Annotated in this window: 21 protein-coding genes and 1 pseudogene; 9 read left to right on the top strand and 13 right to left on the bottom strand. The window is 72.3% G+C overall.

What is annotated here, in order from left to right:
* Positions 1–52: 52 nt before the first annotated feature.
* Positions 53–1,228: a serine hydrolase domain-containing protein gene (locus OG408_RS26860; protein ID WP_326672387.1), complete on the top strand. Its 1,176-nt coding sequence runs from the start codon at positions 53–55 to the stop codon at positions 1,226–1,228.
* Positions 1,229–1,316: 88 nt separating this feature from the next.
* Here OG408_RS26860 and OG408_RS26855 read toward each other — a convergent pair whose 3' ends face one another.
* Positions 1,317–2,786, bottom strand: a complete 1,470-nt coding sequence (locus tag OG408_RS26855) for an MFS transporter (RefSeq protein ID WP_326672385.1) — start codon at positions 2,784–2,786, stop codon at positions 1,317–1,319.
* 101 nt (positions 2,787–2,887) lie between these two features.
* Here OG408_RS26855 and OG408_RS26850 point away from each other — a divergent pair, with 101 nt between their 5' ends.
* Positions 2,888–3,508 carry a TetR/AcrR family transcriptional regulator gene (locus tag OG408_RS26850; RefSeq protein WP_326672383.1) on the top strand — a complete coding sequence of 207 codons (621 nt, stop codon included), beginning with the start codon at positions 2,888–2,890 and terminating at the stop codon, positions 3,506–3,508.
* 58 nt (positions 3,509–3,566) lie between these two features.
* On the opposite strand, the gene OG408_RS26845 is transcribed toward OG408_RS26850, so the two are convergent.
* The 6 genes from OG408_RS26845 to OG408_RS26820 all read right to left on the bottom strand — a co-directional run bounded on the left by OG408_RS26845 (position 3,567) and on the right by OG408_RS26820 (position 8,985).
* On the bottom strand, positions 3,567–4,181 hold the full coding sequence (locus OG408_RS26845; protein ID WP_266782745.1) for a nucleotidyltransferase domain-containing protein: 615 nt from the start codon (positions 4,179–4,181) through the stop codon (positions 3,567–3,569).
* Positions 4,182–4,187: 6 nt separating this feature from the next.
* Positions 4,188–5,120, bottom strand: a complete 933-nt coding sequence (locus OG408_RS26840) for an SDR family oxidoreductase (protein ID WP_266782743.1) — start codon at positions 5,118–5,120, stop codon at positions 4,188–4,190.
* Positions 5,117–5,473, bottom strand: a complete 357-nt coding sequence (locus tag OG408_RS26835) for a DUF952 domain-containing protein (protein WP_285564633.1) — start codon at positions 5,471–5,473, stop codon at positions 5,117–5,119. Before OG408_RS26835 ends, OG408_RS26840 begins: the two co-directional genes overlap by 4 nt.
* A gap of 9 nt (positions 5,474–5,482) precedes the next feature.
* Positions 5,483–6,802: a choice-of-anchor A family protein gene (locus OG408_RS26830; protein WP_266782739.1), complete on the bottom strand. Its 1,320-nt coding sequence runs from the start codon at positions 6,800–6,802 to the stop codon at positions 5,483–5,485.
* Between the two features lie 128 nt (positions 6,803–6,930).
* Complete coding sequence (locus OG408_RS26825; protein ID WP_326672379.1) at positions 6,931–7,944, bottom strand: NAD-dependent epimerase/dehydratase family protein; 1,014 nt, start codon at positions 7,942–7,944, stop codon at positions 6,931–6,933.
* A gap of 90 nt (positions 7,945–8,034) precedes the next feature.
* Entirely contained in the window at positions 8,035–8,985 is a 951-nt protein-coding gene (locus OG408_RS26820; RefSeq protein WP_326672377.1) for a LysR family transcriptional regulator, read from the bottom strand.
* A gap of 258 nt (positions 8,986–9,243) precedes the next feature.
* On the opposite strand from OG408_RS26820, the gene snpA reads away from it, so the two are divergent.
* On the top strand, positions 9,244–9,918 hold the full coding sequence (gene snpA, locus OG408_RS26815; RefSeq protein WP_266782735.1) for a snapalysin: 675 nt from the start codon (positions 9,244–9,246) through the stop codon (positions 9,916–9,918).
* A 79-nt stretch (positions 9,919–9,997) separates the two neighbouring features.
* Here snpA and OG408_RS26810 read toward each other — a convergent pair whose 3' ends face one another.
* From OG408_RS26810 to OG408_RS26790, 5 genes are all read right to left on the bottom strand, one after another.
* Entirely contained in the window at positions 9,998–10,357 is a 360-nt protein-coding gene (locus OG408_RS26810) for a GntR family transcriptional regulator (RefSeq protein WP_266782733.1), read from the bottom strand.
* Positions 10,358–10,359: 2 nt separating this feature from the next.
* Positions 10,360–11,358: a DUF1648 domain-containing protein gene (locus tag OG408_RS26805; protein ID WP_326672375.1), complete on the bottom strand. Its 999-nt coding sequence runs from the start codon at positions 11,356–11,358 to the stop codon at positions 10,360–10,362.
* A 211-nt stretch (positions 11,359–11,569) separates the two neighbouring features.
* The gene (locus tag OG408_RS26800; RefSeq protein WP_266782729.1) at positions 11,570–12,238 is read right to left on the bottom strand and encodes a DUF6304 family protein; all 669 of its coding nucleotides are present in this window, start codon (positions 12,236–12,238) and stop codon (positions 11,570–11,572) included.
* A gap of 508 nt (positions 12,239–12,746) precedes the next feature.
* A complete protein-coding gene (locus tag OG408_RS26795; protein ID WP_285564629.1) occupies positions 12,747–13,793 on the bottom strand; it encodes a family 2 encapsulin nanocompartment cargo protein polyprenyl transferase in 1,047 nt (348 codons plus the stop codon).
* 137 nt (positions 13,794–13,930) lie between these two features.
* Positions 13,931–15,337 carry a family 2B encapsulin nanocompartment shell protein gene (locus OG408_RS26790; RefSeq protein WP_266782725.1) on the bottom strand — a complete coding sequence of 469 codons (1,407 nt, stop codon included), beginning with the start codon at positions 15,335–15,337 and terminating at the stop codon, positions 13,931–13,933.
* Between the two features lie 123 nt (positions 15,338–15,460).
* On the opposite strand from OG408_RS26790, the pseudogene OG408_RS40195 reads away from it, so the two are divergent.
* From OG408_RS40195 to OG408_RS26780, 3 genes and pseudogenes are all read left to right on the top strand, one after another.
* Positions 15,461–15,585: pseudogene (locus OG408_RS40195) on the top strand (hemin transporter); the annotation flags it as partial.
* Between the two features lie 158 nt (positions 15,586–15,743).
* The gene (locus OG408_RS26785) at positions 15,744–16,334 is read left to right on the top strand and encodes an N-acetylmuramoyl-L-alanine amidase (RefSeq protein ID WP_266782723.1); all 591 of its coding nucleotides are present in this window, start codon (positions 15,744–15,746) and stop codon (positions 16,332–16,334) included.
* A gap of 42 nt (positions 16,335–16,376) precedes the next feature.
* Positions 16,377–17,303, top strand: coding sequence for a 1-aminocyclopropane-1-carboxylate deaminase/D-cysteine desulfhydrase (locus OG408_RS26780; protein ID WP_266782721.1), 927 nt, complete (start codon positions 16,377–16,379; stop codon positions 17,301–17,303).
* Here OG408_RS26780 and OG408_RS26775 read toward each other — a convergent pair.
* Complete coding sequence (locus tag OG408_RS26775; protein WP_266782719.1) at positions 17,282–18,880, bottom strand: Na+/H+ antiporter; 1,599 nt, start codon at positions 18,878–18,880, stop codon at positions 17,282–17,284. The genes OG408_RS26780 and OG408_RS26775 overlap by 22 nt on opposite strands.
* A 35-nt stretch (positions 18,881–18,915) precedes the next feature.
* On the opposite strand from OG408_RS26775, the gene OG408_RS26770 reads away from it, so the two are divergent.
* From OG408_RS26770 to OG408_RS26760, 3 genes are all read left to right on the top strand, one after another.
* Positions 18,916–19,176 carry a UBP-type zinc finger domain-containing protein gene (locus OG408_RS26770; RefSeq protein WP_266782717.1) on the top strand — a complete coding sequence of 87 codons (261 nt, stop codon included), beginning with the start codon at positions 18,916–18,918 and terminating at the stop codon, positions 19,174–19,176.
* Between the two features lie 233 nt (positions 19,177–19,409).
* Positions 19,410–19,823 (top strand): anti-sigma regulatory factor, encoded by a 414-nt coding sequence (locus OG408_RS26765; RefSeq protein WP_067163834.1) that lies wholly within the window; start codon positions 19,410–19,412, stop codon positions 19,821–19,823.
* Positions 19,824–19,846: 23 nt separating this feature from the next.
* Positions 19,847–20,800 carry an RNA polymerase sigma factor SigF gene (locus tag OG408_RS26760; protein WP_266786434.1) on the top strand — a complete coding sequence of 318 codons (954 nt, stop codon included), beginning with the start codon at positions 19,847–19,849 and terminating at the stop codon, positions 20,798–20,800.
* Positions 20,801–20,810 lie beyond the last annotated feature (10 nt).

Below are 20,810 nucleotides of genomic sequence, written 5' to 3'. Positions count from 1 at the left end.
CCGCCCGGTGCGATTCCCGCCGCACACGCCCCTCACGATCCAGGAGGCACACATGATCAAGCGCACCCGCGTACTGGCCGGCGCACTCACCCTGACGATGGCGGCCGTTGTCGCGGCGGCCGGGCCGGCCACCTCCGCGGTCGCCGCCGGCGCGCACGACGACGCTCGACTGCGTACGGTCATGGACCGGTTGACGACGGTCGACGGCGGACCCGGAGCGCTCGTCGACGTACGGAACCGGCGCGGCAGCACCGTACTGACCAGCGGCGTCTCGGACATCGTGAGCCGGGCTCCGGTCGACCCCCGGAGCAGATTCAGGATCGGCAGCATGACCAAGCCGTTCGTGGCGACCGTCATGCTCCAACTGGCCGGAAAGCACCGCGTCGACCTCGACGCGCCGATCGAGCGCTACCTGCCCGGTCTCGTCCGCGGCCACGGGGACGCCGTGGAGGGCGGCAGCGACGGGAGGGTGATCACCGTCCGTCAGCTGCTCCAGCACACCAGCGGGCTGCCCGACTACCTCGAACACCTCAATCCGCAGGAGATTTTGGAGCATCCGCTGGCCCACCGCGACACCCGCGAGCTGGTCGACGTCGCGCTCGCCCACCCCTCCGAGTTCGATCCGGGCAAGGAGTGGCGCTACTCCAACACGAACTACCTGCTGGCCGGGATGATCATCGAGAAAGTGACCGGCCGTACGTACGGCGAGGAGATCCACCGGCGCATCATCGCCCCCCTCGGGCTGGCCGCGACCTCCGCGCCGGGTGACTCCCCCGCGATCCCCGGTCCGCATCCGCGCGGCTACGTCCGGCCGGGCGAGGGCGCCCCGTTGGTGGACCTCACCGCGTTCAACCCGTCGGTCGCGGGTGCGGCGGGCGGGATGATCTCCAGCGGCGACGACGTGAACACGTTCCTGGACGCGCTCCTGGGCGGCAGGCTGCTGCGCCCGGCACAGCTCCGGGAGATGATGACGACCCGGCGGACCGGCGACCCGGGCCGGGCGTACGGCCTCGGCCTGGAGAGCAGGCGGCTGCGCTGCGGCGGCCTCGCCTGGGGGCACACCGGCGACGTCTTCGGATTCGAGACGGCGAGCGGCGCCACGGTCGACGGCAGGCAGGCGACGGTCATGGTGAATCTCGACCCGGGTGGTTCGGACGCGCAGAGCGACGACATGCAGCGGGCCATCCGTACGGCGCTCTGCGCGAAGCCGTCCGCGCACTCCCGCTAGCCACAGGAGAGCCGCGGGAGAGCCGCCGGTCCCGCCGAAACGCAGCGAAGCCCGGCCGCTCCTCGCGGCCGGGCTTCGCTCCACCCCGTCACACCCGGGCGCCGCTCCTCGCGCGCCGCGGGGCCAGGAACGCTCCGGCGAGCAGCGCGCCGGCCAGGACCAGCGCGGAGTTGGCCAGGATCGCGACCGAGACCCCGGAGAGGACGCCCTCGGGTCCCGGGTCGCCGAGCGCGGACATCCGGGCCGTGGCGATCGCGCTCATGACCGGGATGCCGAGGGTGATGCCGACCTGCTGGGTCATCGTGGCGAGGCCGGTGGCCAGGCCCTGTTCGTCGTCGGGGAGGCCGGACGTCGCGGTGACCATGAAGCCGACGATCATCAGCATGTTGCCGACGCCCCCGATGAACGTGGCCGCCAGCAGGAGCCAGATCCAGGCTCCGGAGGTGCCGAGCGCCACCAGCGAGAGCGTGGCGACCGCCTGGACGACGCCGCCGGCGACGATGGTCGTCCGGTTGCCGAAGCGGCCCACGGCCCGGCCGCCGAGCGTGCCGCCGATCACGGTGCCGATGCCCAGGACACCGAACGCGAGACCGGTGGCCAGCGGCGAGTAGCCGAGGACCTCCTGGAGGTAGAGCGTCAGCAGGAAGACCAGCGAGGTCTCGGTGACGAAGGCGATCAGACCGGTGGCGTTGCCCCAGATGACGCTGCGGCGCTTGAGGATGCGTACGGGGACGAGCGGGGCGGCCGCCTTCTTCTCGACGAACCAGAAGGCGATGAGCAGCGCGACGCCGGCGAGCAGCGCGACCAGGGTGGTGGGGGTGGTCCAGCCGGTCGCACCGGCCTGCGTCAGTCCGTAGACGAGGAGCAGCAGGCCGCCGGTGACGGTCGCGGCGCCGGGGACGTCGAGACGGGGGCGGGCGGCGGGGCGCGAGTCGGTGATGACGGACGGGGCGAGGGCTACGACGAGGGCGGCGACGGGGACGTTGACGAAGAAGGCCCAGCGCCAGGAGAGCAGATCGGTGAGGAGGCCGCCGAGGATGGCGCCCGCGGTGAAGCCGGCGGACATCAGGGCCCCGTTGAGGCCGAGGGCGCGTTCGCGCAGCGGGCCCTCCTTGAACGCCGTGGTCAGCAGGGCGAGTCCGGCCGGGGTGACGGCCGCGGTGGCGAGACCCTGGAGGACCCGTGCGGTGAGCAGGACCTCGGGGGAGGTCGCGAGGCCGCCGAGCGCCGAGGAGAGGCCGAGGACGACCATGCCGCCCACGAAGAGGCGCTTACGGCCGACGAGGTCGGCGATGCGGCCGAACAGGAGCGTGAAGCCGGCGGCGGCCAGGGCGAAGGAGGTGGCGATCCACTGGAGGTTCGGGAGGGAGAAGCCGAGGCCTTCGCCGACGACCGGCAGAGCGACGTTCAGGATCGAGAAGTCCACGGCGATCATGAACTGGGCGCCGAGGAGGAGGGCGAGGACGAGCTTCTGCCGTCCGGTCATCCGGGGGGCGGCCGGCGGGGCCGCGGCCTTGGCTGTGGTGGTGCGTGACGGGGTCTGGCTGGGTGCGGACATGGTCGCCCTTCCTCGGACGGGAGTTTTAACGGTTCTGCGGTTCCGTTAAGATGGGATGACCGTAGCAGAGGAACTGCCATTAATGGAACTGGAGACCCGTTATGACGTCGGAGAGCTCGGAGATCATGGAACCCGGCACGGTCCGGCCCGGCGGGCGCACCGCCCGGGTCCGCGAGTCCGTCCTGCGCGCGGCCGGTGACGCGCTGGCCGAGCAGGGCTTCGACCGGCTCGACCTCGCCGATGTCGCGCGCCGCGCGGAGGTCGGCAAGACGACCGTCTACCGGCGCTGGTCCACCACCACCGGTCTGATCGCGGACCTGCTCGACGACATGGCCGAGCAGTCCTCGCCGCGCACCCGGACCGGCTCTCTGGCCGAGGACCTCAGGGCCAACGCCCGGCTCGTGCTCCGCACGCTGACCGATCCCCGCCAGGGCGCCCTGTTCCGGTCCGTGATCGCGGCGGCCACCTGCGACCCGCGCACGGCACAGGCCCTGCACCGGTTCTACGCGGTCCGCATCAAGGAGTGGTCGGGCTGTGTCACCGAGGCCGTCGAACGCGGCGAACTCCCCGCGGGCACCGATCCGGACGAGGTGATCCGCGCCGTCTCGGCCCCCCTCTACTACCGCCTGCTGGCCAGCGGCGACCCGCTCGACGAGGCGGCCGCCGACCGCGCGGCCGAGGCGGCGGTCGTGGCGGCGAAGGCCGGTACGTATGTGAGGTGACCCGGGCGAAGTCTTCGGACCGCCGCGCGTACGCGATCCGCGGCCAGGCCGCCCGCGGTCAGACCGCCCGCAGCCGGGCCGCCCACGGGTGGCCGGCGCCCTCGGCCAGCGTGATCGTCTCGGTCAGCCAGGCGCGCCGGTCGTCGCCGAGTACGGGCAGTACGGCCTCGAAGTCCTGCTCGTCCTTGGGCCGCCGGGACCGCGACTTGTAGAGGAGCTGGACCTCGGGCGCGAGGTAGGGGACACCGTCGTCCGACACCCTGCCGAGCCGGTCCAGCGGGAGCCGGATCCGCGGGTCGCGGCGGAACACCCAGTCGCCGTCCTCCGTGTCGTCGAGCATGAACTGCACCCGCCACGGCTCGTCCGGACCCGGCCGGCACCAGATGTCGTGGACCTGCGGCGGCAGCGTCTCGCCCGGGAGCCAGGGCCGCAGCGTGCCCGGCGGGTCGGCGGCCCACCACTGCCAGTCCGGCAGGACGCGCTGGACGGCCGACTGGTCGCGGCGCAGCAGGAGTACGTCGACGTCGCCGTGGTCCCGGTAGGCGCGGCCCACGGCCAGTTCGACCGCGTACCCGCCCGCGATCCACCACGGGGTGCGCAGCGGGGCGAGCAGCCGTACGGCGTCCGTGAGCGGCATCGGGTCCCAGGGGCCCCAGGGGGTCTCCGTGCGCACCGGCCGTCAGCCCGGGGTGAGGAGGTGGCGGTAGCTGTTCGGGTGTTCCCGCAGGTACGTGGCCAGGCTCGTCGCGGGCCTGCCGGTGAGCCTCGGCACGGCGTCCGAGACCGTGGCCATCTCCCCGGCCGCGATGGCCTCGTACGACGTCACCCAGCCGGCCAGCTCCCAGTCCGGAGCTCCGTAGCGGGACCGCGAGGCGTAGGCCTCCTCACGGGTCTCCGGGACATAGGTGACGGCCCGTCCGGTGACCCGGCTCAGCTCATCGGCCGCCTCGGCGAGGGTGAACGCCTCGGGACCTGTCAGGTCGTACGTCTCCCCGTCGTGGGACGGGCCGGCGGGGTCGGTGCCGGCCAGCAGGACCGCTGTCGCGGAGTCGGCGATGTCCTCGTGGGAGACCGCCGCCACCCTGCCCTCGCCGCCCGGTCCGCGCAGCACGCCGTCGGTGCCGGTCATCGCCGGGAGGCCGGCCAGGTACCAGCTGTCGCGCAGGAAGGTGTGCCGGACGCCGGAGGCGCGGATGTGTGCCTCGGTGTCCCAGTGGTCCCGGGCGAAGGTGAACGTCGCGTCGGGCGCGGCGCCCAGGAAGGAGACGTACACGATCCGTTCGACACCCGCCGCGACGGCCGCGTCCACCGCCGTCATGTGTTCGCGCACCCGGTCCGGGCTCTCGTGCGCCGACACCAGGAACAGCGTGTGCGCCCCGGCCAGGGCCCGGCGCATGGCCTCCCCGTCCCCGTAGGGCGCGGGTGGCGCGGTGTCGGCGCCGGGCAGTTCGGGCAGCCGGGACGGGTCGCGGCCGAGGAGCCGTACGGGGACGCCGGCCCGGGTCAGCCGCTGCGCGACCCGGCCGCCGAGCGCTCCGCTCGCGCCGGTGACGGCGGTGAGGGGACCGTGCGTGACAGCGCCGGAATCCTGTGTGCGGTCAGTGGGGTTCATGCCGGGTTGCCTTCCTTGCGTGGCCAGGGGCGCACCTCCACGACCGCCTCGACCGGCAGCGGTCCGTAGATGTGCGGGAACTCCTCGCCGCCGGGTGCGGCCGGCTCGTACCGCACGGGCGCCGGCAGCCGTTCGGTGTCGATGACGAGGACCACGAGGTCCTGGTCACCGGCTCCGGCCCGGCTTCCGGCGCCGTACAGCATCTCGGCCACAGCGGCGAGCTGGTGCGGCAGCGAGCAGTGGATGAAGCCCTCTTCGTGCAGGGTGCGGCCGCGGGTGGACATCTCGTACGTCCCGATCCCGCGGGCCGCCTCCCACAGAGGGCCTTCGGTGAGGTGCAGCAGTTCGGCCATGGGCCAAAACTAGCCGCGCCGGCGCGACCTCCGGGCCACCAGCGTGGCCGCCGATCCGGCGACCAGCAGGGCCGCGGCGATTCCGCCGATCACCCATTCACCGCCGCGCGCACCGGTGTCCGGGAGTTCTCCCCCGGGGTGGGGCGGCCGGTGGGACCAGCTGTGCGTCGGGGTCGGCTGCGGACCCGGCGTCGACTCCGAGGGGGACGGTCCCGGGGTGTCGGTCGGAGTGGGCGTGGGTGTGGGCGAGTCCGTCGGGGTCGGGGTCGGTGTGGGCGTCGGGGAGTCGGTCGGGGTCGGTGACGGCGACGGATCCTCTCCGCAGTCCGGCAGATCACCCTCGAACGGGTAGGCGTGCAGCTCCTGGCCGCCCGACTCCCCCTCCGACGTGTGGGTCAGCGAACCGGCGCTGTAGAAGCGGCCGTTGGTGCCGCTGATCGCGACGGTCGCCAGACTGGACTGCTGGCCGATCAGCACGCTGCCCTGGAACTGTCCGGTGCCCTTCAGCCCGATCGCGGTCGCGTCCGGGAAGTTCCACAGCAGGTGCTCGCGGAGCCCCGACTGCGGGAGCGAGCCCATGTAGGTGCTGATGTTGCGGGTGGTGCCGTAGACGTTGACCAGCACGGTCGCGCCGTCCGGGATGTCACTGAAGGTGATGCCCCCCTGGCCGCCCGCCGCCGTGGTCAGATCGGCGTCGACCGCGAAGACCTGGAGGGCGGAGGTGCCGTCGCCGGTGAAGGAGGTCTCCGAACCGTCCGTCCGCACCGTGCCGTTCGCCGGGCGCCTGTGGTCCTCGTTGTCGTCGTACGCGTAGCAGTGGCTGGCCGCCGTCAGCTGGTCGCGCAGCGCGCTGTACGGATCTGTGGCGTCGGGGTCGTGGACGGTGGTGGGGCTCACCGTGCCGCTGAGTCCCTGGGCGTAGCGCACCACGCCGTGGTTCGGCCCCTCCTCCGCGAGGAGGCGCTGCCCGCTGACGACGGTCAGGTCGCCGCCCACCGTCAGGTAGTCCGAGTCGTTGGGCGGCGGCACCCGGGATCCCCCGCCGGCGACACCGACGTTGTAGATCTGCGAGACCCCTGCCCGCTTGTTCATGTCGAACCGGCCGAGGCCGACGACCTTGCCCTCGGCCTCCGCCGCGGCTTCCCTGACCAGGAAGTCGCCGCCGACGAAGATGTTGATGTTGCTGTCGTGGTGGACGACGGGGTCACTGTTCGGATCCGGCCAGACGGGAGGGCAGTCGTCCCCCAGGCAGGGACCGAGCCCGCCGGGCAGCGGGTCGGCGGCAGCGGTGGGAGCGAACGCCCCCACCATGACTGCCGCTGCTGCCACCGTCACCGCCACGCGGTGGTTTCTGCCGCTTCTGCGCTTTTTTGTTCCCATACAGCGCAATATGAAGCTTTACTGCGGATTCATCGGGCATGCCACGCCGGGCGGCGGCCCACGTACGCCGAGTGCCGTCAGCCCGCCAGCAGCTTCGCCTCGGTCGCCGGGTCGAGGCCGGTCGGCGGGCGGTCGGCGCGCTGCGGTGCCGTACCGCCGATGTCGCACAGCCACGCCCAGGTGTCCGCGACCGTCTCCTCGACCGGCCGGCAGCGCAGCCCCGCGGCATGGGCACGGCCGACATCGCCCTGGTGGAGGGTGTCGTACAGCTCCCCCGGCGGCAGCCAGACCGGCAGGTCGGTCCAGGGCTCGACGCCCGCCGCCAGGATCCGGCCGGTGTCGGTCCAGCGCAGCTCGGCATCGGAACCGGTGGCGCGCACGCACGCGTTCAGCAGCTCGCCCATCGTGGTGTGCCCGGGGCGGCTGACCAGGTTGTACGGGCCGTGCAGTCCCGCTTCCGCGGCGTCCAGCATCCATGCGGCGAGGTCGCGCGCGTCGATGTACTGCAGGGCGGCGTCCGGCCTCCCGGGCGCGAGCACGGGGCCGCCGCGGGCGATCCGTGTCAGCCACCACGGCAGCCTGCCGACGTTCTCCCAGGGGCCGATGACCAGCCCCGCGCGGGCCAGGACGGCCCGGTCGCCGAAGGCGTCCAGCACGGCCAGTTCGCCGCCGCGCTTGGCCAGGGCGTACGGGACGTCGTCACCGGCGTCCGGCGAGGCGCCCTCCACCAGCGGCCCGTCCTCGTCCAGGCCGGCCGGTGCCGGGTAGTCGTACACGGACCGGCTGGAGACGTACACATAACGTGCGGCCCGGCCCGACAGCAGCCGCGCCGCGTCCCGTACGGCCGAGGGCGCACCGCTCCAGGTGTCGACGACCACGTCCCACGTGTGCGTGCCGTCCCCGGGCGGTGCGACGGCGGCGAGCGCGGCCAGACCGCCCTCCTCGGTACGGTCGCCGAGCAGTTCGGCCACGCCCGGCGGGGGTGCGTGGCGGCCGCGGTGGAACACCGTGACCTCCCAGCCGCGTGCGAGCGCGGACTCGGTGACGGCTCTGCCGACGAACTCCGTACCACCCAGTATCAGAAGCCTCATGTCCCCGACCCTGCCCGGCCGCGGCCCGCTCCGGACCGGACCTCGCTCTCGGCTGAATCACCCGCCGTGGCCCATGAGGTGCCGGAACGCTCAGGAGAGGGCGAGCGGGCTGCGGTTGCGCAGGAGCCACTGGTGATACCCGGCCGCCCGCCGGGCCGCTTTCCGGTAGGCGGTCTCCAGTTCGCCGTACACCGCCGTCATGTCGGCGCCCGGCCGGGAGACCAGCAGCAGGCGCACGGCGAGCGGGTCGTCGCGCAGCGGGCGGATCGCCATGTCGTCGCGCGGGCCCGAGGTGGGCTGGCACGGCGCCACCGCCTCACCGAGGACGACGAGCGAGGCGGCGGTGAGGTAGTCGCCGTGCAGCACGGTCGGCGCGACGCCGGCCGCACCGAACACCCGTCGCAGGCCGTCCCATTCGCCGTCCACCGTGGGGTCGACCATCCATCGGTCGGCGGCCAGGTCGGCGAGGTCGACGACGGACATCGAGGCCGCCGGGTGGTCGCGGGCCATGGAGATGAACTGCGGTTCGCGGTCCACCAGCACCCGCTGATCCAGGCCGTCCGGAACGGACAGCGGGCAGCCCTCCACCTCGTGGACGAAGGCCACGTCGAGCCGGCCCTCCCCGACCGCGCGCAGCAGCGCGTGGGCGGAGACGTCGACCCGCAGCGAGATGTCCGTGCCGGGCAGCCGGAGCCGCAGTCCGCGCAGCCAGTCGCCGATCACCCGGCTCGCGGTGCAGCCGATCCGCAGCCGCGGTCCGCCGGCCCGGGCGGCGTCCGCCTCCGCCCGTGCGTCGGTGACCAGTGCGCTCATGCCGTCGACGAGGGGACGGGCCCGGCTGAGGACGGCGCGGCCCAGCAGCGTGGGCCGGCAGCCGGTGCGTCCGCGGCTGAACAGTTCGGCGCCCAGCGCGTTCTCGATCCGGCGCAGCTGAGTGGTGAGCGAGGGCTGGCTGACGCCCAGTCTGCGGGCCGCCCGGTGCAGGCTCCCGGTGTCGGCGATGGCGCACAGCGCCCTGAGGTGCCTCACCTCAAGCTCCATGCTGCCGAGGGTAGGGCGGCGCGGCCGTGCCGCACCAGACGCCGCAACCCCATCAAATCCCGTTAATTCCACGACTGTTGGTGTGTCCGACACCGGGTGTGCGACTGCGGGGTCCGGGCGGGCGATAGGGCGGCGTTATCACCGGTTGGCATCATCCGCACGGGCTCCGGCTCCCTGACACTCGCTGCGTACCGCCCCCGTCCATGTCCGATGACCGGACGGGTTCCTCTGACAGGTAACTGGTAGGAGACACCCCCCATGAGACACCCCAGGACCGTCATGTCGGCCGTGCTCGGCCTCGGCTTCGGCCTCGCCGCCGCGCTGGGCACCGCCCCCGCGATCGCCTCCGCCTCCCCGGCTCCCGCCGCTCCCCCCACCTCCACCGTCCAGTCCGCGTACACGTCCACCGCCGGATCGCACGAGAGCGCCGCCGCCAACAAGGCGTTCTTCGAAGCGGTGGCGAAGTCGGTGGCCGAGAAGCGGGCCGCCCAGCCGGGCGTCCAGGCCGTCACCATCGTCTACAGCACCGCCAACGCGCCCAGCTTCCGCACGCAGATAGCCAACAGCGCGCAGATCTGGAACAGCTCGGTCTCCAACGTCCGGCTGCAGGAAGGCTCCAACGCCGACTTCACGTACTACGAGGGCAATGACCCGAGCGGCTCGTACGCGAGCACCGACGGTCACGGCAACGGCTACATCTTCCTCGACTACGCGCAGAACCAGCAGTACGACTCGACCCGGGTCACGACCCACGAGACCGGGCACGTCCTCGGCCTGCCGGACCACTACTCGGGCCCGTGCAGCGAGCTGATGTCGGGCGGGGGCCCCGGCCCGTCCTGCACCAACCCGTATCCGGACTCCAATGAGCGCAGCCAGGTGAACTACCTCTGGCAGAACGGCTTCGCGGCTGCTCTCGCCCGCGCCGGTTCCTGATTCCCGACCGCGCCGACGGGGCCACCTCGCAGGACGGGGTGGCCCCCTTCGCGTGACGGGGCCCCGGCCGCGCCGGGGGTCATCCGGCGGCGAGCTCGGTACGGACGAGGGCCAGCAGTTCGTCCTCCGTCATGCCGAGCTCGCGGGCCTCGCCGACCATCTCGCGCACCCGGTCCAGGAGTCTGGCGCGGTGCGGGGAGGCGTTCTGGGCGACGACGGCGCCGCGACCCCGGCGCAGTTCGATCAGCCCTTCCTCGCGCAGCCGCTGGTAGCCGCGCAGGACGGTGTGCACATTCACGCCGAGTGATTCGGCGAGGACCCGGGCGGCGGGCAGCCGCTCGCCGGGAGCCACCGCCCCGTCGGCGACGGCACGGCGCACACAGGCCGCGATCTGGTCGCCGAGCGGCACGGTGGAGGTGGGGTCGACCCGGAAGAGCATGGTCAGTGGTCCGTTCGGCGCTGGTCGATCAGGGTGTTGAGGAGAGCAGCACCGGTGGCCGAGTCGTCGACGGTCACCGCGAAGTCCCGGCCGCCGGCCAGGCGTGCCACGATCCCCTCACCGGAGCGGATCATGACGCCGGTGCGTCCCGGCCGGATCCGGTACCCCCAGCCGCCGTACTCGGCCAGCGGGTTGATGTCCCGGCTGACCGCCGTCTCTATCCGGTCGAGCGGTACCCGGACGCGTGGCCACGGCAGCATCCCGGAAACGGTGATCCCCCGCCGGTCCACGGTCACGTACGGGCGGGCGAAGGCCGCCAGGAGCAGCCCGAAGAGCAGGGCCGGAATCGCGGCGGCCCAGCCCGCGGTGAAGAGCAGCGCGACGCCTGCGGCGCACGTCACGAACGCGACGGGCGGCAGCCACCAGGACCCGGCACTGCGCGCCCACCCCGCCACCTCCCCGGTCGCCAGCGTGATCCGCTCCCCGCCCCCGGCCCCGCCGTCCCCGTCCGGAATCTCTCCGGCCGGCTCTTCCGGTACGGGAAGGAGGGCGGCGAGCAGCAGGCCGAGCCCGAAGGCGAGCGCGCCGGCTCCCAGCGCCGCGGCCAGGTGCCACAGGGGGAACGAGACGTCCTGGGCGCGGCCCCGCGCGTCCACGGCGGCGTCCACGTTGATCAGCAGGACCACCGCCATCACGTAGCCCAGGAATCCGGCGACCGCCCAGCCGGAGGCGATCACCCCGCGGTGGGCCCGCCCCCGGAACTTCCCGCCGGCGGCCATCAGCGTCCACAGCGCCCCCATGCTGATGAGCAGCACCGTGGTGACGACCACGTACTCGGTCCGGCCGGCATGGTCGTCAGCCCTGCCGTTGCCCACGAAATGGCTGGCCAGCTGCGCGGGCAGCCGGTCTCGACGGGTCGCGAAGAGGATCAGGTCGACGGCGAGGGCGAGCAGGAACGGCAACGCGGCGAGGGCGGCGCGGCCTGCGTTCTTCCGGTTCATCTTAACCTCCATTGTTCGCATACTAGTAGAACAATGAGAGAGTGCAATGGCTGTGTGGATACGGCTGCTCGGTTATCCGCGCGGAAACGACGGACCGGCCCGACGGTGTCATGCCGTCGGGCCGGTCCGGAGGAGCGAGGAGAGCGGAAGAGGCGGGGAGGAAGGGGTGCGTAAGAGGTGGGGAAAGCCGGAAGGGCGGAAGGGGGTGGGGTCAGGCCGTTTCGAGCGGGAACGCGCCCCGGTGGCCGGTGCCCGCGCCCGCGACCGGGCGCGGCTCGAACTCCCGGCAGCTCCAGACCTCCTGGACGAATCCGCTGCGCCGGTCCCACAGGTCGAGGACGTCGTCCTCACCGTCCGCCCCGCGGTAGGCCTCCTTCGCGCCCCGGAAGCAGGCGAGACCGCCGGACAGCCCGCGGCCGGGCGCCGGGAAGTAGTCCGAGAAGGCGCACGCGATACAGGTCCGGAGCCGGATCCCGGGCGGCAGCGCCCGCTGGATGGTGGCGAGCGCGGCCCCGAAGTCGCTCTCGGCCCGGTGCGACCGGAAGGCCGCTCCGCCGTACCGCAGCTCCAGATAGAGATACGGATCGGGCCTGCGCAGCGACAACAGGCAGCTCAGCGTGGCCTGGTGGACCTCACCGTCCGCGGTGACCGGGAACGGCAGGTCCCATTCCAGGACGCAGTCGTTCAGCACACCGTCCGCGAGGGCGAACATCCCGCTCTCCGGCGGCATGCCCGCGACCGGGCACAGGGCGCCGAAGCTCTCGCCCTCGAAATCGACTCCCCGGACGCGGAGGCGGAGTTGCTGTCCGTCGGTGGTGAGGATGACGGCATCGGAGCCCTGTCGGTCCCGGTACCACCCTGCCCACGACTCATCTGTCATGGGCAGGGACTGTAGCCCGTGCCGCGGACACTCCCCGTGCCGCCCTCCGCTTCCTCGCCCGGCCCCTGTGACCTCGGTTGATCCTCACGGCACCTCGCCCCGCTCCCTTCCCTTGATCCTCGACGCCCGCACGCCCCGTTCTCGTCCCGCATTCGTCCGGCTCTCGTCCGGATCTCCTTGCTCCCTTCCCAACCCCTTTCCCTCATCCGCTCCCCCGTTCCTTGCGCCCGCCCCGGTCCGCCCGCAGGGCGTCCGCGGGGCATCCGCGGGGCATCCGCGGGGCCCCCGCGTCCGCCGTCCGCCCTCAACCGGCGTACTTCCTGTTGGTGTTGAGGGCGTACGGGTTCCGCAGGGGCCGCTCGCTCCCTCCTCGGCGCCCCCGCGCCGGGGCAGCCGTCGCGTCGGCCGTCAGCTCAGCTCTCCCTCGCCCCTCCCTTCGTCTCGCCGCGACCGCATGCGTGTACGGCCGGGCAGCCGGTGTGTCCGCCGCCTCCCCTCCGTACGCCGGTCAGTGCGTCCGGCGGGTGACGAACTCCGCCAGGGCCAGCAGATCGCCCGCCGCCGAAAGGTCGGGGACGGCCCGGGACAGGTGGTGCACCGCGCGGGCCATCCGGTCCGCGGCGCAGATCTGCGCCCAGTCACGGCCGCCCGCCCGGTCCACGGCGTCGGATGCGCGGCTCACCTCGGCGGCCGTGTTCATCGGGCCCCGGTAGAGCGCGGCGAGCTCCGCCGCCGCCGGGGTGCCCGAGGTCAGCGCGGCCACCACGGGCAGCGACTTCTTGTGGGCGGAGAGGTCCGCCCCGACCGGCTTCCCGGTCTGGGAGGGGTCGCCCCAGATGCCGATCAGGTCGTCGATGAGCTGGAACGCCAGTCCGGCCTCCCGGCCGAAGCCGTCCATCGCGCCGACGGCACGTTCCTCCACGCCCGCGTAGAGCGCGCCCAGCGCGCACGCACAGCCGAGCAGGGCTCCCGTCTTGGCCGTGGCCATGGTGAGGCACTCGTCCAGCGAGACCTCGTCAGGTCCGCGCTCCTCGAAGGCGCAGTCGGCCTGCTGGCCGGCGCAGAGCTCGATGACGCAGGTGGAGAGGCGGGCCGAGGCGCGGGCCGACACGGACCGGGCGTCCTCGGCGAGGAGCCGCTGGGCCAGGGCGAGCATGGCGTCGCCCGCGATGACGGCGTCCGGGATGCCGAAGACCGTCCAGGCCGTGGCCCGGTGGCGGCGGGTGCGGTCCTCGTCGATGACGTCGTCGTGCAGCAGGGTGAAGTTGTGGGCCAGTTCGACCGCGACGGCCGCCCGCACGGCTTCTCGCGGGTCACCGCCGAGCGCCCGGGTGGCGGCCAGGACGAGCGCGGGTCTGATCGCCTTGCCGGCGCCGCCCGCGGCCGGGCTGCCGTCGGCGTGCTCCCAGCCGAAGTGGTACATCGCGACGCGCCGGATCGAGCCCGGCAGTGAGGCGACCGCGGCCCGCAGGTGCGGATCGACGAGGGTCCGGGTGTACTCCAGGAGCGCCGCGGCATCGTTGCCCTCGGTGGCGGCGGCGTCGGTACGGGTCATGGTCAATCGGTCACCCCGGTCGTTGCCGTCCCCGGCCCCGGTGGCTGTCGCCCCGGGGCCGGGGACGTGGGTGGTCACTGTGGTGCGCCGGCTGCGGCCGACGGGGCCCGGACCCGGCAGGTCCGGGCCCCGTGGACTCACCGCCAGCGGCTGACCTCGACGTTCTCCAGGACGCCGAGGGCGTCCGGGACCAGAACGGCCGCCGAGTAGTAGGCCGTCACGAGGTAGGAGATGATCGCCTGCTCGTCGATCCCCATGAAGCGGACCGAGAGGCTGGGTTCGATCTCGTCCGGGATGCCCGTCTGCTGGAGCCCGATGACGCCCTGTTCGGCCTCGCCGGTCCTCATGCAGATGATCGACGTGGTGCGGGCGTCCGTGACCGGGATCTTGTTGGACGGGAAGATCGGGACCCCGCGCCAGGCCGGCACGTGCTGGCCGCCGACGTCCACGCTCTCCGGCACCAGGCCGCGCTTGTTGCACTCGCGGCCGAAGGCGGCGATGGCCCTCGGGTGGGCGAGGAACAGCTTGGATCCGCGGCGGCGCGAGAGCAGTTCGTCCATGTCGTCGGGGCTGGGGGCCCCGTCGTGCGGCTGGAGCCGCTGCCCGTAGTCGCAGTTGTTGAGCAGGCCGAACTCCCGGTTGTTGATGAGCTCGTGCTCCTGGCGCTCGCGCAGCGCCTCGACCGTGAGCCGCAACTGCTGCTCGGTCTGGTTCATCGGCTGGTTGTAGAGGTCGGCGACCCTGCTGTGGACCTTCAGAACGGTCTGCGCGACGCTCAGTTCGTACTCGCGGGGCGCCGACTCGTAGTCCACGTACGTGTGCGGGACGACGGCCTCGCCGACGTGGCCCGCGGAGAGGTCGATCTCCGCCTCGCCGTAGTTGTTGGTGCGCTGGTGCGGGATGGTGAGCAGCCCCGCGAGGTGCGTGCGCAACGGCTCGGACCGCTCGGCGAGGTTGAGCACGTCGGCCCGCCGCAGGGTGAGGACCGTGCACGCCGTGACGGCGCGGGCCGTGTACTCCCAGACGGCGTCGCCCTCGATGAGGGAGTGGTCGCCGAAGTAGGCCCCGTCCGCATGGACGCCGAGCACCGTCTCGTCCCCGTACTGCCCGGTGCCGATCTTCTCGACCTTGCCGTGCGCCAGCAGGAAGACCCGGTCCGCCGCCTCCCCGGCCGTGGCCAGTAGCTGTCCGGCGGAGATGTCGCGCTGCTCGCACCGCCTGGCGAGTTCGGCGAGGGCCTCCTCGTCCCCGAAGTCCCTCAAGGCCGGAAGCTCACCGAGCTCGGCGGGGATGACCGAGACCCGGTCCCCCGTCTGTACGAAGGTCACCCGGCCGTCCCCGACCGAGTAGCTCAGCCTGCGGTTCACCCGGTATGTGCCGCCCTGCACCTGGACCCACGGCAGCATCTTCAGCAGCCACCGTGAGGTGATCTCCTGCATCTGCGGAGCGGACTTGGTGGTCGTCGCGAGGTTCCGCGCGGCTGCCGTGCCCAGACTCTGCTGCGGCGGCACCTGCGCGTTCTGAACCTCTTCACCAACGGACATCTGTCGTCCTCTCGATTCATCGGCTGACCTGCAGAAGAAGCCTTTCAGCATGGAGACTCGGCACGCCATTACACAAAAGAGTGTGACTAATCGGGCTTTGGGCTGGGCACAACGCTGCGCGATGCCCGCCTCTGCGGCCCGCTGCCCTTCATGCGGGCCGTGCGGACCCAGTTGCTCCCCAGGGGGTCCCGGTGGCCGGCATCCACCACGCGGTGTCCGGCCCCGCGCCGTGGCTCGCCCAGGGCTGAACCACCCTGCGGCGCGCCCGGAATTGACCGGATCGGCTCGCACAACGCCCGAACAGGGCCCCGCAATCTCCCCGTAACTGGTCCGGGACCGCGTCAGTCGGGTACATCGGGTACAAGCCCTGTACGGACGCACTCCCCCACGCACGAAGGAGTCGGTCATGTCTTCTCCCATGTCCGCGAGCACCTTTCTCGCAGCCCTCAAGAACGAAGGCCTCACCGTCGTCCAGGTCGGTGACTGGCGCACCCACAACCGCAACCACAAGGGCGCCTGGGGCCCGGTCAACGGCGTGATGATCCATCACACCGTCACCAAGGGCACCGACGCCACCGTCCGGATCTGCCGCGACGGCTACGCCGCGCTGCCGGGGCCGCTGTGCCACGGCGTCATCGCCAAGGACGGCCGGGTTCACCTGGTCGGCTACGGACGGGCCAACCACGCCGGGCTCGGCGACGACGACGTCCTGCGCGCCGTCATCGCCGAGAAGGGCCTGCCGGCGGACAACGAGGCCAACACCGACGGGAACCGGCACTTCTACGGTTTCGAGTGCGAGAACCTCGGCGACGGCAAGGACCCCTGGCCCGCCGTCCAGCTCGAAGCCATCGAGAAGGCCGCCGCCGCGGTCTGCCGCCACCACGACTGGACCTCCCGGTCGGTCATCGGTCACCGGGAGTGGCAGCCCGGGAAGGTCGACCCGCGCGGCTTCTCGATGACCGGCATGCGGGCCCGGATCCACGACCGGCTGAAGTAGGCCGGACGCCCGTCGCGGCCGGGGCCCGGCCACAATGGAGGCATGCCCTCCACGCCCGCCGGCCCGCCAGGCCTCTCCCGGCTGCAGCCGGTGCTCCCGTCACCCCTGCGGCCGGCCGAGGACGAGCGCTTCGCCCGGCACGGCGTGACGCTGCTCCTCAAGCGCGACGATCTGATCCATCCGGACCTGCCGGGCAACAAGTGGCGCAAGCTGGCCCCCAACCTCCTCGCCGCCGCCGGCCGCCCCGTGCTCACGTTCGGCGGGGCGTACTCCAGCCATCTGCGCGCCACGGCCGCGGCGGGCCGGCTGCTGGGGTTCCGCACCGTCGGCGTCGTCCGGGGCGACGAGCTCGCCCACCGCCCGCTGAACCCCTCGCTGGCCCGGTGCGCGGCCGACGGCATGCAACTTCACTTCGTGGACCGCCGGACCTACCGCGAGAAGACCGATCCGCAGGTCCTGGCGGGGCTGCTGCGGGCCCACGGGGAGTGCGAGGTCATCCCGGAGGGCGGCAGCAACGCCCTGGCCGCACAGGGCTGCACAGAGCTCGGCCGCGAGCTGCGCGGGGCGGCCGACGTGGCGGCGGTCGCCTGCGGCACCGGCGGCACCCTCGCCGGACTCGCGGCCGGACTCGCGCCGGGGCAGCGCGCCCTCGGCATCCCGGTCCTGCGCGGCGGCTTCCTGGCGGACGCGGTGCGGGAGCTCCAGCGGGAGGCGTTCGGCGGTCCGGCCGGCACCTGGTCGCTCGACGACCGCTTCCACTTCGGCGGCTACGCCCGTACCACCCCCGAACTGCACGCCTTCGCGGACGACTTCGAGGACCGCCACGGGCTGCCGGTCGAGCGCCTCTATGTGGCCAAGGTCCTGTACGCGCTCACGGCACTGGCCGCGGAGGGCGCGTTCCCCGCGGGCAGCACGGTCGCGGCCGTGATCACCGGGCGTCCGGACGATCAGTCCGCGTCCTCCCGGTAGGCGGCGGCCTCCTCCAGGTCGAGGCGCCTGAGCAGGGTCCGCATCATCTCGTCGTCGATGCGGCGCTCGTCCCGCAGCCGGACGAAGACCTCGCGCTCGGCCTCGATCATCTCGCCGGCGAGACGCCGGTAGGTGTCGTCGGCCGACTCCCCCGTCACCGGATTGGCCGCACCGAGCCGCTCCCAGACGGCGTTGCGGCGGCGCTCCAGGACCGTGCGCAGCCGGTCGGTGAGCGGCTGGGGCAGGCTGTTGCGCTCGTCGGTGAGCAGGTCCTCCAGCCGCGTCTCGGCGGCCGTGGACGCCTCGCTCTGGGCCTGCGCCTCGGCGAGGGTCTCGGCCTGCTGGTCGCGGCCCGGGAGCCTCAGGACCCGGACCAGGAGCGGCAGCGTGAGCCCCTGGATGACGAGGGTGCCGATGACCGTGGTGAACGTCAGGAAGAGCACCAGGTTGCGGGCCGGGAAGTCCTCCCCGTCCGAGGTGAGCATCGGGATGGAGAACGCGATGGCGAGCGAGACGACCCCGCGCATCCCGGCCCAGCCGACGATCAGCGGCGAGGTCCAGTTGGTCTCGGGTTCGCGTCGTCTGATGCGTTTCGACAGCAGGCGCGGCAGATAGGTCGCCGGATAGACCCAGATGAAGCGGACGACGACGACCGCCAGGAACACCGCCACCGCGTACCAGAGGGCGTCGGCGACGGCGTACGTGCCGAGCCCCTTCAGCACGAACGGCAGCTGGAGGCCGATCAGCGCGAAGACGGCGGACTCCAGGATGAACGCGACCATCTTCCAGACCGCGGCCTCCTGGAGCCGGGTGGCGAAGTCGACCTGCCAGGAGCGGTGGCCCAGATAGAGCGCGACGACGACCACGGCGAGCACCCCGGAGGCGTGCACGCGTTCGGCGGCGGCGTAGGCCACGAAGGGGATCAGGAGCGACAGGGTGTTCTGGAGCAGGGGCTCCTTCAGGTGCGTGCGGAGCCAGTGCAGCGGGACCATGAGCACCAGGCCGACGCCGACACCTCCGACCGAGGCCAGCAGGAACTCGCCGATCCCGGCGCCCCAGCTCATCCCCTCGCCCACTGCGGCGGCGAGCGCCACCTTGTAGGCGGTGATGGCCGTGGCGTCGTTCACCAGGGACTCGCCCTGCAGGATCGTGGTGACCCGGGCGGGCAGCCCGACCCGGCGCGCGATCGCGGCGGCGGTGACGGCGTCCGGCGGGGCGATCACGGCGCCGAGCACCAGGGCGGCGGTCAGCGGCAGATCGGGCACCAGCCGGTACGCCAGCCAGCCCACCGCGACGGTCGCGAACAGCACGTAGCCGACGGACAGCAGGGCGACGGGACGGAGATTGGCCCGCAGGTCCAGGTACGAACTGTCCACCGCGGCCGTGTAGAGCAGCGGCGGCAGCAGGAGCGGCAGCACGATGTGCGCGTCCAGGGTGTACGTCGGCACCCCGGGCACGTACGAGCCGATCAGCCCGAGGGCCACCAGCAGGAGGGGGGCCGGCACCGGCGTGCGGCGGGCGAGCCCCGCCATCGCCGCACTGGCCGCTACCAGTGCCACCAGTGGCAATGCGTCCATCTCACGGTCCTCGCATCCGTCGTAACCTGGCCATCATGAGTGAGTGCCCGCATGTACTGGACCTGCCGCGCCCCGAGCCCGCACCCCTCTCCGAGACCTGTCTCGAATGCCGGGCAGCGGGTACCCACCCCGTGCAACTGCGACTGTGCCTGATCTGCGGCCATGTCGGCTGCTGCGATTCGTCGCCGCACCAGCACGCCACCGGACACTTCAAGGAGACGGGTCATCCGTTGATGCGGAGTTTCGAGGCCGGCGAGAGCTGGCGCTGGTGCTTCGAGGACGGTTCGATCGTCTGACGTCTGGGTACGTCAAACCGGCGCCTGTTGTTCGTAATTGACCGCCGCAGACCTCTAGCCACTGTGTGTACTCATGGGCTTACCATGAGTGACAGTCATGGGATGGGGTCCCGGCGACACGGCATCATGGATCGCGATAGCGTCGCCGGACCAAGAACCGAAGACGTACCGCACGGCTCCGGGGCATCCGTCCCCGGATCCTCGAATGAGTTTGTGCCACCTTGGAGGTGAGGGTGTCCCAGATCGCAGGCGAGCCCGGGAATCAGGACTTCGTAGAGGTCCGGCTGCCCGCTGCGGGTGCCTACCTGTCGGTGCTGCGTACGGCCACGGCCGGTCTCGCAGCGCGTTTGGACTTCACTCTCGACGAGATCGAGGATCTTCGCATCGCGGTCGACGAGGCCTGCGCGATCCTGCTTCAGCAGGCCGTGCCCGGCTCCGTCCTCAGCTGCGTGTTCCGTCTCGTCGACGATTCTCTCGAGGTGACGGTCTCGGCCCCGACGACGGACGGCCGGGCGCCGGAGCGCGACACCTTCGCCTGGACGGTGCTCTCCGCACTGGCCGGAAAGGTCGACTCCTCGGTCGCCGATGACCGTACGGTCAGCATCAGCCTGTACAAACAGCGCGGCGCGGGACCCGGGCCGGCGTGAGCAACGGGAACGGGGACGGTCCTGTGCGGGACGAGACGATCCGACCAGGGGTGGTGCGCACAGCAGGCATCCCGGAACAGCAGGCCCTGCCTCATCCGGTGGACGGGGCGGACCAGCCCCGTGCGGTGGACGGGACGGACGGGCCCGCCGGCATTACGGTCGCGGTGGAGCAGTCGCAGGCGGAGCGGGCAGGCCAGATGAGCGAGCACGGGCACCACGATCCACACGACCGCAGCGGGGCGCGGGCGTTGTTCATCGAGCTGGGCAAGCTCCCGGACGGCTCGCCCGAGAAGGCGGAGCTGCGCAACCGGCTGGTGCGGATGCACCTGCCGCTGGTGGAGCACCTGGCGCGGCGCTTCCGCAACCGCGGAGAGCCGCTCGACGATCTGACCCAGGTCGCCACGATCGGTCTGATCAAGTCGGTGGACCGGTTCGACCCCGAGCGCGGCGTCGAGTTCTCGACGTACGCGACACCCACGGTCGTCGGTGAGATCAAGCGGCACTTCCGCGACAAGGGCTGGGCGGTGCGGGTGCCGCGCCGGCTCCAGGAGCTGCGCCTCTCGCTGACCACGGCGACTGCGGAGCTGTCCCAGCAGCACGGCCGCTCGCCCACGGTGCACGAGCTGGCGGAGCGGCTCGGCATCTCCGAGGAAGAGGTCCTTGAGGGCCTGGAATCGGCCAATGCGTACAGCACGCTCTCGCTGGACGTGCCGGACACGGACGACGAGTCCCCGGCGGTCGCGGACACGCTCGGCTCGGAGGACGAGGCGCTGGAGGGCGTCGAGTACCGCGAGTCGCTCAAGCCGCTGCTGGAGGACCTGCCGCCGCGGGAGAAGCGGATCCTGCTGCTGCGGTTCTTCGGGAACATGACCCAGTCGCAGATCGCGCAGGAGGTCGGCATCTCGCAGATGCACGTCTCGCGGCTGCTGGCCCGCACCCTGGCCCAGCTGCGCGAGCGGCTGCTCGTCGAGGAGTGAGCGGGCGCCA

Source organism: Streptomyces sp. NBC_01257 (assembly GCF_035917255.1).
Lineage (GTDB): Bacteria > Actinomycetota > Actinomycetes > Streptomycetales > Streptomycetaceae > Streptomyces.
The sequence above is the reverse complement of the archived record's forward strand: the minus strand, read 5'-3'. Positions and strand labels throughout refer to the sequence as shown.